Origin of the sequence: Cytobacillus oceanisediminis 2691 (assembly GCF_007678455.1) — a bacterium.
Taxonomy (GTDB): Bacteria; Bacillota; Bacilli; order Bacillales; family Cytobacillaceae; genus Mesobacillus; species Mesobacillus oceanisediminis_A.
This window is the reverse complement of record NZ_VEEP01000001.1, coordinates 458,285-470,429: the sequence shown is the minus strand read 5'-3', so window position 1 is coordinate 470,429 and position 12,145 is coordinate 458,285. Positions and strand designations below refer to the sequence as shown.

General features: G+C 42.2%; 12 protein-coding genes. 3 read left to right on the top strand and 9 right to left on the bottom strand.

All coding sequences use genetic code 11. The features are described 5' to 3' along the window. Positions 1-44: 44 nt before the first annotated feature. Positions 45-1,004 carry an NAD(P)H-dependent flavin oxidoreductase gene (locus tag FS736_RS02325; RefSeq protein WP_144474734.1) on the bottom strand — a complete coding sequence of 320 codons (960 nt, stop codon included), beginning with the start codon at positions 1,002-1,004 and terminating at the stop codon, positions 45-47. Positions 1,005-1,224: 220 nt separating this feature from the next. On the opposite strand from FS736_RS02325, the gene FS736_RS02320 reads away from it, so the two are divergent. Then, complete coding sequence (locus tag FS736_RS02320) at positions 1,225-2,694, top strand: aminotransferase class I/II-fold pyridoxal phosphate-dependent enzyme (protein ID WP_144474733.1); 1,470 nt, start codon at positions 1,225-1,227, stop codon at positions 2,692-2,694. A gap of 40 nt (positions 2,695-2,734) precedes the next feature. On the opposite strand, the gene FS736_RS02315 is transcribed toward FS736_RS02320, so the two are convergent. After that, on the bottom strand, positions 2,735-2,857 hold the full coding sequence (locus FS736_RS02315; protein ID WP_079508283.1) for a GapA-binding peptide SR1P: 123 nt from the start codon (positions 2,855-2,857) through the stop codon (positions 2,735-2,737). A gap of 313 nt (positions 2,858-3,170) precedes the next feature. Continuing rightward, entirely contained in the window at positions 3,171-3,470 is a 300-nt protein-coding gene (locus FS736_RS02310; RefSeq protein WP_144474732.1) for a DUF3055 domain-containing protein, read from the bottom strand. A gap of 157 nt (positions 3,471-3,627) precedes the next feature. On the opposite strand from FS736_RS02310, the gene FS736_RS02305 reads away from it, so the two are divergent. Beyond that, on the top strand, positions 3,628-4,062 hold the full coding sequence (locus tag FS736_RS02305; RefSeq protein ID WP_144474731.1) for a DUF1885 family protein: 435 nt from the start codon (positions 3,628-3,630) through the stop codon (positions 4,060-4,062). Positions 4,063-4,090: 28 nt separating this feature from the next. Here the strand turns inward: FS736_RS02305 and FS736_RS02300 are convergent, their stop codons facing one another. Continuing rightward, positions 4,091-4,966, bottom strand: a complete 876-nt coding sequence (locus FS736_RS02300; RefSeq protein ID WP_260983507.1) for a polysaccharide deacetylase family protein — start codon at positions 4,964-4,966, stop codon at positions 4,091-4,093. A gap of 526 nt (positions 4,967-5,492) precedes the next feature. Here FS736_RS02300 and FS736_RS02290 point away from each other — a divergent pair. Further along, positions 5,493-5,870 (top strand): small peptidoglycan-associated lipoprotein, encoded by a 378-nt coding sequence (locus FS736_RS02290; protein ID WP_251542186.1) that lies wholly within the window; start codon positions 5,493-5,495, stop codon positions 5,868-5,870. A gap of 42 nt (positions 5,871-5,912) precedes the next feature. Here FS736_RS02290 and lpdA read toward each other — a convergent pair whose 3' ends face one another. The 5 genes from lpdA to FS736_RS02265 form a co-directional block, all read right to left on the bottom strand. Next, on the bottom strand, positions 5,913-7,322 hold the full coding sequence (gene lpdA / locus FS736_RS02285) for a dihydrolipoyl dehydrogenase (RefSeq protein WP_144474730.1): 1,410 nt from the start codon (positions 7,320-7,322) through the stop codon (positions 5,913-5,915). A 3-nt stretch (positions 7,323-7,325) separates the two neighbouring features. Next, on the bottom strand, positions 7,326-8,684 hold the full coding sequence (locus tag FS736_RS02280; protein WP_144474729.1) for a dihydrolipoamide acetyltransferase family protein: 1,359 nt from the start codon (positions 8,682-8,684) through the stop codon (positions 7,326-7,328). A 42-nt stretch (positions 8,685-8,726) separates the two neighbouring features. Further along, positions 8,727-9,704, bottom strand: a complete 978-nt coding sequence (locus FS736_RS02275; protein WP_144474728.1) for an alpha-ketoacid dehydrogenase subunit beta — start codon at positions 9,702-9,704, stop codon at positions 8,727-8,729. Between the two features lie 3 nt (positions 9,705-9,707). Then, the gene (gene pdhA / locus FS736_RS02270) at positions 9,708-10,823 is read right to left on the bottom strand and encodes a pyruvate dehydrogenase (acetyl-transferring) E1 component subunit alpha (RefSeq protein ID WP_144474727.1); all 1,116 of its coding nucleotides are present in this window, start codon (positions 10,821-10,823) and stop codon (positions 9,708-9,710) included. A 606-nt stretch (positions 10,824-11,429) separates the two neighbouring features. After that, complete coding sequence (locus FS736_RS02265) at positions 11,430-12,107, bottom strand: YkyA family protein (protein WP_144474726.1); 678 nt, start codon at positions 12,105-12,107, stop codon at positions 11,430-11,432. Positions 12,108-12,145: the final 38 nt, after the last annotated feature.

Below are 12,145 nucleotides of genomic sequence, written 5' to 3'. Positions count from 1 at the left end.
CGATTGTACCTTTATTTATCAGTGAGCGCAAGCATCGCGGAACTTCATCTTCCCCAAGATGTTCTGATTGCTTCAGCTTCTTTAATGATCCTTTCAAAAAGCTCAGCGACTGTTGGGGAATCTTTGATCAATCCCATTACCTGGCCTGCCCAGCCAAAACCGTTTTCCTGGTCTCCTTCATAAATATATTTCCGGTTTGCTGTTCCGCTGATCAGCTCCTTCAGGGCCTCATATCCTCCGCCTTGCTTCTCTATTTCCAGAATCTTTTCTGTCAATGGATTGGCAATCGCCCTTGCTGGCATGCCCAGTGTTCTTTTTATCACAGCCGTGTCATTCTCTGTTCCTTCAATCAGTTTTTGTTTGTACAGCTCGTTCGCATGGACACATTCTTTTGTTGCAATGAAGCGGGTTCCCATTTCAATCCCCTGCGCGCCCAGGCTTAATGCAGCCATCAAACCTCTTCCATCACCAATTCCCCCTGAGGCAATAACCGGGATGCTGACGGCATCGACTACAGATGGAATCAGCACCATCGTCCCAATGTCGCTCTTCCCAAGATGCCCGCCGCCTTCCTGACCGACTACCATGACTGCATCAGCACCGAGTTCCTCTGCTTTCTGTGCTTGCCTTTTGGCTGCAACCAGGACGAGCTTTTTACTGTCGGTCCCTTTTAATTGTTCAAAAATTGGTGCCGGGTTGCCCCCTGTCATTGAGATAACTGGTACACGTTCATCGATGGCTACATCCAGGAAATGTGAGAATGGCCTTCCATGCTGTCCGATGGCAAAATTGACCCCAAATGGCCTGTCAGTGAGTTCCCTGACTTTATGTATCTCATTTCTCAGTGCATCAGGGTCAGGAAGTGACATGGCAGTGATCTGCCCCAATCCTCCTGCATTCGATACCGCCGCAGCAAGCTCAGAATAAGCAAGATAAGCGAGTCCTCCCTGGATAATCGGGTATTGTATTCCTAATAGGTTCGTTACTTCAGTATTCCAGTTCATATTCCCTCTCCTTCATATGCTTGTTTCATTACTACTTCTATTATAGGAGGCAGATTTCCTGTTTTCTTTAAGCAAGATTACCGTATTCCTTGTATTTTGAAATTCTTTGCAAACACCTTGATTAGTGCTATAATGCATGTGTTTTATTTTTTTAAAAGCTGATCAATAATCATAACCTATAAAAAGGAAATCCAATACAATAAAGAGGTGTGATCATCCATTGTCACAATACGAAACACCACTATTTACTAGCCTGTTGAAGCACGCAGAAAAGAATCCGATCCAGTTTCATATACCTGGACATAAAAAAGGCAGCGGGATTGACCCTGAGTTCCGCGAATTCATCGGCGATAATGCCTTGTCGATTGACTTGATCAATATCGGCCCCCTTGACGATCTTCATTCACCAAAAGGGATCATCAAGCAGGCACAGGAGCTGGCAGCTGAAGCTTTCGGCGCGGACCATACTTTCTTTTCAGTACAGGGGACAAGCGGCGCAATCATGACCATGATCATGACTGTATGCGGACCTGGAGATAAAATCATCGTTCCGCGGAACGTGCACAAATCAATCATGTCCGCCATCGTTTTTTCCGGTGCCATTCCAATTTTCATCCATCCAGAGATCGATAAAAAATTGGGTATTTCTCACGGTATTTCAACTGACTCTGTTGAAAAGGCTCTAGAGCAGCATCCAGATGCAAAAGGCTTGCTGGTAATTAATCCAACATACTTCGGCTTTGCTGCCGATTTAAAGAAGATTGTGGAGATTGCTCATTCATATGATGTTCCCGTACTTGTGGATGAAGCGCATGGTGTCCACATTCATTTCCATGAGGATCTCCCGCTATCCGCCATGCAGGCAGGTGCCGATATGGCTGCAACCAGCGTGCACAAGCTTGGCGGTTCGATGACCCAAAGCTCTATCCTGAATGTTAAGGAAGGCCTGGTTTCAGCAAAGCGTGTCCAATCAATCATCAGCATGCTGACGACCACCTCTACTTCCTATTTGCTGCTTGCATCATTAGATACGGCGCGGAGAAGGCTTGCTACCGAAGGAATGGACATTATTGACAGGACAATCAAATTGGCTCAATGGATTCGCAGGCAGGTAAACGAAATCGAACATCTTTACTGTCCTGGTGAAGACCTGCTTGGTACAAACGCGACATATGATTTTGATCCAACGAAAGTTCTCATCAGCATCAAAGATCTGAATATCACAGGATACGAGGTCGAAAAATGGCTTCGCGAAAAATACAATATCGAAGTTGAACTCTCAGACTTGTATAATATCCTGTGCATTATCACGCCTGGTGACACCCAGAAAGAAGCTGATATTCTTGTAAAGGCATTGGGTGAGCTCTCTAAGGAATTCCATCATCTAGCTGAAAAAGTCCATGCCGAGGTTATGCTGCCTGATATTCCACTATTGGCTTTGACACCTAGAGATGCTTTTTACGCTGATACAGAGGTTGTTCCTGTCGAGGAATCAGAAGGACGAATCATTGCCGAATTCGTGATGGTATATCCTCCAGGAATACCGATTTTCATCCCAGGCGAAATCATCACCAAAGAAAACCTTGTTTATATCAAGACCAATATGGAAGCTGGCCTTCCTGTACAAGGACCTGAGGATGATGAACTTAAATCATTCCGAGTGATCAAGGAACACAAAGCGATCAGATAAAAAAGAAGGGCATGCAGTGCGCATGCCCTTTTGTCTATTCTTATCTTTCCTCTGCACCTTCATGGTCGCAGCAATTGCATTTTTTTGAATATAACACCGTTACTTTCTCATCTTCGAAATGGTCAATTGTAGAATTGCAAGTTTGACAAACGATTGTGCCCATCTTTTCAAACCCCTTTTCATTTTGAATTGTGAAAGCGCTTTAACATCTTCTGCTTATATAATAATATAACACTATTAAGATTTCAAGCCTAAATTGTATAACACTTTTATTTTTTCAAAGGCAATTTATGTAATACTCAAACAAATTATATGTATTAACTTCTATTAGTATGACACTTTTGACTACAAGCGATTACAAAGGCTTATAATTACCGAGACAGGACGTTAGCATGAAGTAAATATGAAAAGGTCAATCTAAAAAAGTTTCCCAAAAATTAAAACAGACCTGCAGCAGGCCTGTTCTCTTCATAATCTTATTCATATTGAGTCTGGAATGGGGCTGTTGGCAATTCTTCATTAAAAAAAAGCGCTAGGTCCTCAGCCTGCCGGACTTCTGTAATATGGAATGCTTTCTGTAAAAAATCTATGTCTTCTATGTCCTTTGGGTCGAGGAGTGCTGAACGTCCTGTCTGCATGCAGACTACAAGCGGTTTTCCGAAAAACATATTGGTATACACGATCCCAAAGTCATAACGGGTGTCATACGTGGTGAACCCCACAAACCTGACATGAACCTTTTCGTGCTCGTCATAAAGCTTTTCGAATAGTTCCATAAGCCTCCTCCTTAAAATTAAATATTTAGAATATTATTATAATTCTATTTTGACAAAAAGGCAAGTGCAAGTAAAGTTAAAAAGCTTTTATTCTATTGGCACACTTTTTCAGGAGTGATAAAATGGGAAGGAATAGATAGGAAAAGGGGATTGGACGATGTCTAGTAATGCTTATATAAAACTTGTTCCATCATCATCTCAGCAAGCCATTTCCACCGAAGAACTTAAAGATTTATTTAATTATTACAAAGAAATCACCTCAAAGACAGGCGACCAGGTAGCCTGGAATTATGAAAACTCGGCGTTTCCATATGAATTGAAGGAAAAAGAAGATGGTAAAGGTACATGGTTTTACCTGCAATCATCCCAGGACCGTTACAATGCAATTTTAATTGGTATCGACAAAGAAAGCGTTGTCAATGAGGACGGCTCTGAGCGCGAACAATCATACATACAAATCACCCTTCCTCCCACTGCAACTGCTGGCGATAAGGGAAAAGCAAACGAATTCAGCAAATTCATCGGGAAAAAATTGCAGGGCGAACTGCACTTATTCAATGGGAGAATCATGTACTTCTACCCTCGCAAATAATACCCTCCCTCTAAAAACGAAACGGCTGCTAATTAGCAGCCGTTTCGCTATTTGCTGGCGTTTCTATTTGTGAGGGATCTACAATATTATAACCTTTATCTTGCAGTCCCCTCACGATATCCCTCAATGCCTCGCTTGTCCATTTCCTGTCATGCATGAGCAAATTGGCACCATTCCTCAAAAATGGAGTATTGATCATAATATCAGCCAGGGCGTCCTTGGATTGATAGTCTTGCTCCCAATCGTAACCATAAGTCCAGTTCATGACCAGCATCTTTTCGTCAGCAGCTAGCTGTTTGCTGAAATCTGTATTCATCCCAAATGGCGCCCTGAAAAAATGCGGCCTTTCGCCTATCAGTTCTTCCACTCGATCGTTAAGACCTACAATTTCTTTTCTTTGTTGTTCCATCGATAAATCCTTCAATGATTTGTGGTTATATGTATGATTGCCAATCACAAAACCCATCTTGTGAATCTCCTTCAACACTTCCCCTTCTTCTGGAGTATCAAGAAAATGCCCATTCACAAAAAAGATCGCATTAACATTTAACGACTTCAAGGTTTTCGCCATCTCAAGAGCATTTTTATCCGGCGCATCATCGATCGTCAGCAAAACAATTTTTTCATCGGGATTTTCAATATTTTCAATCGAAAAATCAGTTTTCATTCGATACTGTGGTGTGCTTTGTTCCACTTCCACACTCTCTTGAACATCTTCTTCTGACGTTTCTTCTACCTGCTCTTCATTTTTATTTTCCGTTGTTTTCTCAGCTGCTTTTTCTTCCGTATCGACTTTTTCATTCTTCACTTCATCTGTCTCTTTTGGTTTTTGAGCATCCCCTGCCGCACTGCAGCCGGCTAGCAATAACGAAGCAGTGAGCATATATGATATTGTTCTATTCAACCCTTTCCCCTCCTGCTGTGTATCTTGCTGACAATGCTGATGAATTAATGGCGATTCCCTGGGATGGTTTCCCATATTATATAATGAGAGACATTGTTAAATGAAAAGACACATAAAGGGCAAGACTTAGAATGGTAATCAAAAATGTTTTCCTTGCCGATTTCATTATATAATTTCCGATTATTATTGCCAGATAAAAAAACACAATGAACATAATACCATTATAAATCGGATGATCGTGTTTGGATAGCCATTCCGTTAAGGTATATCCACTCCATATGAGTGATTGAAGCAGTAAAACAGTATACACCTTCAAACCCTCCACCACCATGTCTAGTTTATCTTTCCCGACCAGCAAACTGCTAAACATCTGATCTTTTTTACTAGTATATGTACTGGATGGAAGGATATTTTTCAATTATGTAACATTTCAATAACATTCCATTCTTTTGGAAATTGCTGTGATAGAATATGGACAACTAGTTATCCAGAGGAAACATAATCTAAAAAAGTGAGGCAAAGATAAATGAAAAGCTTATCTTTTGTTTTTGTCACTACGTTCCTTTTTCTGACGGCTTCATGCAATCCGGTCAACAATTCAGACAAACTGGTGCTGAATGAAGACATAAAACAGGTTGTCTTTTTTTCTGATGAAGAGAATTACAAGCAAGAATCATCCTACTATGATGCAATCATAGAGTTAAAGAAGGAATATCCCGCAGAATTTGATAACATTGTTGTCATTCCAGCTGCAAAGGCTAATCAATACCATGATCTTCTTAAAGAGAAAAAGTTCCCGGCCATCCTGATTGTCCACCGTGACCAGGTGCTCGCGAATGTAAATGGAAGTGCCACTAAAGAACAGATTATTGAGCCGATCTCTGCTGTTTTGAATCATGAATAAAAAAAATCCTTCCCAGAATGGAAAGGATTTTTTTATTTGATTTTATTTTATGATATGAATTGGATTTCCAAGCGCAACTTCTGCTGCTTCCATCGTAATTTCACCTAATGTTGGGTGAGCGTGGATGGTCATTGCCAGATCTTCAGCAGTCATTCCTGCTTCTATTGCCAGACCAAGTTCTGCAATCATATCAGAAGCATTAGGGCCTGCAATTTGCGCACCGATGACGATATCATCTTCCTTACGAGTGATCAGCTTCAGGAAGCCGTCAGTCTGATTAAGTGAAAGTGCACGGCCGTTTGCAGCAAATGGGAATTTCGCTGCTTTAATATCGATGCCCGCATCCTTTGCTTCTTTTTCAGAATAACCTACAGAAGCTAATTCTGGGTCAGAGAATACGACAGCAGGGATTGCCAGGTAATCGATTTCTGAAGGGTGTCCAGCGATTGCCTCAGCAGCAATCTTACCTTCGTAAGATGCCTTATGAGCCAGTGGCGGTCCTTCAACAATGTCGCCAATTGCGTAAATGTTGCTGACATTTGTGCGGCATTGCTTGTCGATTTTGATCACACCACGATCAGTCATTTCAATTCCTACTTGCTCAAGGCCAAGTTCGTCAGTGTTTGGCTTTCTGCCTACCATGACAAATACGTAGTCTGCTTCTACTTTTTGCTCTTCACCTTTTACTTCATAGGTTACAGTTACGCCAGTTTCACTTTCTTCAACACCCTTGGCAAGGGCCTTCGTAATCACTTCTGCGCCCTTTTTCTTAAGGTTCTTTTTCACAAGTGAAGACATTTGCTTTTCGAAACCATTCAAGATTTCGTCAGCACCTTCTAGGATTGTCACCTTCGTGCCGAAGCTTGCATATGCACCGCCAAGCTCTGTGCCGATATAGCCTCCGCCGATGACAACAATGCTCTCAGGAAGCTCCTGAAGATTCAATGCACCAGTAGAATCAAGCACACGCTTAGAGAATTTGAAAGCCGGGATCTCAATTGGGCGGGATCCAGTAGCAAGGATAGCGTTCTTGAAAGTATATGTCTGGGCTGAATTTTCATCCATCACACGAATTGTATTGGCATCCACGAAGTACGCTTCGCCTTTAACAATATCGATTTTATTGCCTTTTAACAATCCTTCAACGCCGCCAGTCAATTTCTTGACTACTCCTGTTTTGAACTCTTGTACTTTTGAAAAGTCAAGCGTAACGTTTTCTGCTTTAACGCCCATGTCTTCTGAGTGTTTTGCATTTTCGTATCTGTGACCAGCCGAAATCAAAGCTTTAGATGGAATACATCCGACGTTCAGGCAGACACCGCCAAGAACCGCCTTTTCTACGATTGTTACTTTTTGGCCCAGCTGGGCAGCGCGAATGGCTGCCACATATCCGCCAGGGCCGGCACCGATGACAAGAGTATCAGTTTCGATTGGAAAATCTCCTACTACCATTTATTACCCCTCCATTAACAATAGTTCTGGATCGTTCAACAGGCGCTTGATATGGTTCAATGCGTGCTGTGCAGTAGCTCCGTCAATCATACGGTGATCGAAGCTTAGAGATAGTGCAAGTACTGGAGCAGCAACGATCTCACCATCTTTTACTACAGGCTTTTCTGCGATGCGGCCAATTCCAAGGATTGCAACTTCCGGATGGTTGATAACCGGAGTGAACCATTGTCCGCCAGCAGAACCGATGTTTGTGATTGTGCAAGATGCACCTTTCATTTCATCTGGAGCCAATTTTCCGTCACGTGCTTTTCCTGCAAGTTCGTTGATCTCATTAGAGATTGAGAATACAGACTTACGGTCAGCATCTTTAACGACCGGAACTAGCAAGCCTTTGTCAGTATCAGCAGCAATACCGATATTGTAATAGTGCTTGTGAATGATTTCGCTTGTTGCATCATCTAATGATGTGTTCAATGCTGGGTATTCACGAAGTGCACTTGTTAAAGCTTTTACCACATAAGGAAGGAACGTAAGCTTAATTCCTTTTTCAGCAGCCACTTCTTTGAACTTCTTGCGGTGTGCAACAAGCTTTGTTACATCTACTTCGTCCATTAGTGTAACGTGTGGAGCTGTATGCTTAGAATTAACCATTGCCTTTGCAATCGCTTTTCTGATGCCGCTCATCTTCTCACGAGTCTCAGGATATTGTCCCTCTGGGATAGCCTGAGCTGCTGCCTTAGGAGCTGCTGCTTCAGCTTCTGGCGCCTGTGCTTGGTCAGCCTTTGGTGCAGCTGCTGCTGGTGCTCCGCCGCTTAAGAAGCTGTCAACATCGTTTTTCTGGATGCGGCCATTTTTGCCTGATCCAGCAACCTGGCGAATATCAACGCCTTTTTCACGTGCATATTTACGAACAGATGGCATTGCTACGATGCGGCGGTTAGGATCAACTTCTGCCTGTGGTGCAGCTGCTGCGCCCGCACCGGTTTCGCCTGCAGGAGCAGGGGCTTCTGTTGCTTCTTTTTCAATTTTTTGCCCAGCCTCCATAGTAGATTGAACCTGTGCTTCTGTTTTCTCAGCCGGAGCATCTTCTTCTTCTTCACCTTTGAACTTAAGGTCTTCATACCCTGGAGCATCAAATGTTACGAGAACCTGTCCAACTGTTGCAACAGTTCCTTCTTCAACTAAAACTTCTTCGACTGTACCAGCGACAGGGGAAGGAATTTCTACTACTGCTTTATCATTTTGTACTTCGCAAAGTACATCGTCTTCCTGAACTTTATCGCCAGGTTTTACGAACCATTTGACGATTTCACCTTCGTGAATACCTTCGCCGATATCTGGCAGCTTAAATTTGAATGCCAATGGAATTCACCCTCCTATGTTTTATCGATCGTGTTTGCTTTTTTAGAATTCAAGTACTTTCTTAGCTGTTTCGATTACATCCTTATAGTTAGGCAGCCATACTGTTTCTGCCTGAGAGAATGGGAATACTGTATCAGGTGCAGCCACTCTTAAGACTGGAGCTTCAAGGCTAAGGATAGCGCGGTCATTGATTTCCGCAACAATTTGTCCAGCCATTCCAGCCTGTTTTTGTGCTTCCTGGACAACGATCGCTCTTCCTGTTTTTTCAACAGAAGCAATGATTGTTTCAATATCGAAAGGCATTACAGTCCTTAAGTCGATTACTTCTACAGAATGGCCTTCTTTTTCAAGTTCTTCTGCAGCTTTCAGTGATTCATGGACCATTGCACCATAAGTGATGATGGAAAGGTCTGTACCTTCACGCTTAACATCCGCTTTTCCAAGAGGGATTGTGTACTCTTCTTCAGGAACTTCCTGACGGAATGAGCGATAGAGCTTCATGTGCTCAAGGAAAATGACTGGATCATTATCGCGGATTGCTGAAATCAGCAAACCTTTTGCATCATATGGAGTTGAAGGAATAACAACCTTCAAACCAGGCTGTTGTGCAACCATTCCCTCCAGGCTGTCAGCGTGCATCTCTGGTGTATGTACGCCTCCGCCGAATGGTGAACGGATGGTAACTGGTGAGCTGTAGCGTCCGCCTGAACGGTAACGCATACGAGCCATTTGACCAGCGATTGAATCCATTACTTCGAACACGAATCCGAAGAACTGGATTTCCGGGACAGGACGGTACCCCTGCAAAGCAAGACCGATTGCCAGTCCGCCAATACCGGATTCTGCAAGCGGCGTATCAAATACGCGATCTTCCCCAAACTCTTTTTGCAGGCCTTCTGTCGCACGGAATACACCGCCGTTTACGCCAACGTCTTCCCCGAATACAAGGACGTTGGGATCATTTTTCAGTTCTACGCGAAGAGCGTCTGTAATTGCTTGAATCATTGTCATTTGAGCCATGGCTTACTTCGACTCCTTCTCTTTGTATATTTCATATTGTTCTTTTAAGTGGTCTGGCATTTCTTCATACATGATCTCCATCAAGTCTGTGACTTTCTGCTTAGGAGTATCATCCGCTTCTTTGATAGCGTTTTTGATTTCTTCTTTTGCTCTTTCGATTGTTTCGTTTTCCATCTCTTCAGTCCAAAGATTCTTCTTCTCGAGGAACTTACGGAAACGAACTAATGGATCCTTCTTTTCCCATTCATTATCCAAATCCGATGTACGGTAACGAGTTGGGTCATCACCAGCCATTGTATGAGGACCATAACGGTAAGTCATTGTTTCAATCAATGTTGGTCCTTCTCCGTTTACTGCGCGCTGACGTGCTTCAAGAGTTACAGCATAAACCGCAAGCGGGTCCATTCCATCTACCTGGATACCAGGAATACCTGCAGCTACAGCTTTTTGAGCAATTGTCTGTGCAGCAGTCTGCTTTTCTACAGGAGTAGAAATCGCGAATCGGTTATTTTGTACGAAGAAAATTGCCGGCGCTTTATATGCCCCCGCAAAGTTGATTCCTTCGTAGAAGTCACCTTGGGAAGAACCGCCATCGCCTGTGTAAGTCACAGCGACTGCTTGAGCTCCGCGTTTTTTCATTCCCAGCGCCACACCTGCAGCCTGGATATATTGAGCACCAATGATGATTTGTGGTGAAATGACATTTACACCTTCAGGGATCTGATTGCCCTTGAAGTGTCCGCGAGAGAACAAGAATGCCTGTGTAAGCGGAAGACCATGCCAAATCATTTGTGGTACATCACGGTATCCTGGAAGAATAAAGTCTTCTTTTTCAAGTGCGAATTGGGATGCAAGCTGGGAAGCTTCCTGCCCTGCTGTAGGAGCGTAGAAACCAAGACGTCCCTGGCGGTTCAATGAAATTGAACGCTGGTCCAAAATCCTTGTGTAAACCATACGCTTCATCAATTCTTGTAATTGCTCGTCCGAAAGTTCAGGCATTGCCGCTTCATTAACGACTTCACCCTCTTCATTTAAAATCTGGAACATTTCAAATTGGCTTTCGATCTTTTCGAGCTGCTTCTTTGCATCAAGAGTGTTGTTTTTCGTTTTAGATGCCATCAGAGCCACCTCTTCCTTTCTAACTCATAAATTTTATTAAATATACAAAAATAGGTTACCCAATATCAGGATTAATTTCCCCGGGTTCTCAAAATACATCTTGAGCTGATTGATCGTCTTATTTATGGCAGAACACAGGAAACTCAAGCATCTTTGGCTGAAGCCGCATGTGGACACACCATTCTATAGTTTTCCACAGATGCACAATAAAAAAACTTATATTTCCCCATTCCAGCATCCTGAATCCTGTATTAGTAAAATTCATAAACAGAGTAATACAATTCGCTCATTCGTTTTTTAGTTTACATCACGAAAATAACTCCGTCAAATACTATGTTTTATCTTTTTTAATTTTAATCATCATCGTTATGTTATTATCCTAAAAAAGCAACTGTATTACTATTCGATTAATACTGTACTATAATAAATTACTTTTAATTCAAACTGTATTAATGTTAAACACTAGACTTTTAACAAAAATGAGCACATTAGGTGTCGGCCGCGGTTTGGCGTGGCCAGTTGGGGTTGGGATGGGCTTTTATGGATAATTGTTTTTAAAAGCCACAAAAAAACCGCTTTTGAGTTAAAGCGGCTTTAGATCTATTCCTATTCTTCCTTTTCCGGGCTTACTTCTATTCCGGCTTTTTTATAAAAAGCCAGTTTTTCTTTATTATACTGGTCCGTTTTATCATTGAATTCCTGGTTATCCTTCAGTACTGTCTCATATATCTCATTTAGTTTATTGATTTGCTCTTCCAGGTTATCAAAGCTTAACTCCTTATCCTTCAGCATTTCATAAAGTTTTTTGTCATATTGGAGACCTTGTTTATAATTTTTGTACAGGTCATCATGTATTTCATATCGTTCATTCATCGTGGCCTTCAATTCATTTGCCTGCTTCTTTAGGCCGGAATCCTCGATCTCTTCAATAATTTGGTCGATGTTTTTGAATTCTTTTCGTGATTCGTCAATACTTTCTTTTTCTTTATCTATATGTTCAGCTCGTTTGTCGGCGTTAGCCAAAGCCTCATCAGCCAGCTTTACAATTTGGTCATATTCCTTCATGCCAAGCGAAATGATCTTTTCATATATTTCCTTTTCCTTCTTTTCCAGCTCTACAAGTGGATCCTGCTGATCCTCAAATGTTTTTTCAATTGAAACAACTTTTTCAAGCTCCTCGAACATCTTTTCCTCAGGTGATTGCTTGTCCAAACACCCAGCCAGACTAAAAACTCCAGCCATCATGATAATAGCTAAACTTATTTTTTTGAATATGGACAACATAATAACCTCCTCATAGATACCAATTTTACTATAGCGAT

Coding starts and splice junctions, on each gene's coding strand:
- FS736_RS02310 (WP_144474732.1), bottom strand. CDS start 3,470: ATGGAACTATTCGAAAAGCTTTATGACGAGCACGAAAAGGTTCATGTC.
- FS736_RS02325 (WP_144474734.1), bottom strand. CDS start 1,004: ATGAACTGGAATACTGAAGTAACGAACCTATTAGGAATACAATACCCG.
- FS736_RS02275 (WP_144474728.1), bottom strand. CDS start 9,704: ATGGCTCAAATGACAATGATTCAAGCAATTACAGACGCTCTTCGCGTA.
- pdhA (WP_144474727.1), bottom strand. CDS start 10,823: ATGGCATCTAAAACGAAAAACAACACTCTTGATGCAAAGAAGCAGCTC.
- FS736_RS02315 (WP_079508283.1), bottom strand. CDS start 2,857: ATGGGCACAATCGTTTGTCAAACTTGCAATTCTACAATTGACCATTTC.
- FS736_RS02305 (WP_144474731.1), top strand. CDS start 3,628: ATGTCTAGTAATGCTTATATAAAACTTGTTCCATCATCATCTCAGCAA.
- FS736_RS02265 (WP_144474726.1), bottom strand. CDS start 12,107: ATGTTGTCCATATTCAAAAAAATAAGTTTAGCTATTATCATGATGGCT.
- FS736_RS02290 (WP_251542186.1), top strand. CDS start 5,493: ATGAAAAGCTTATCTTTTGTTTTTGTCACTACGTTCCTTTTTCTGACG.
- lpdA (WP_144474730.1), bottom strand. CDS start 7,322: ATGGTAGTAGGAGATTTTCCAATCGAAACTGATACTCTTGTCATCGGT.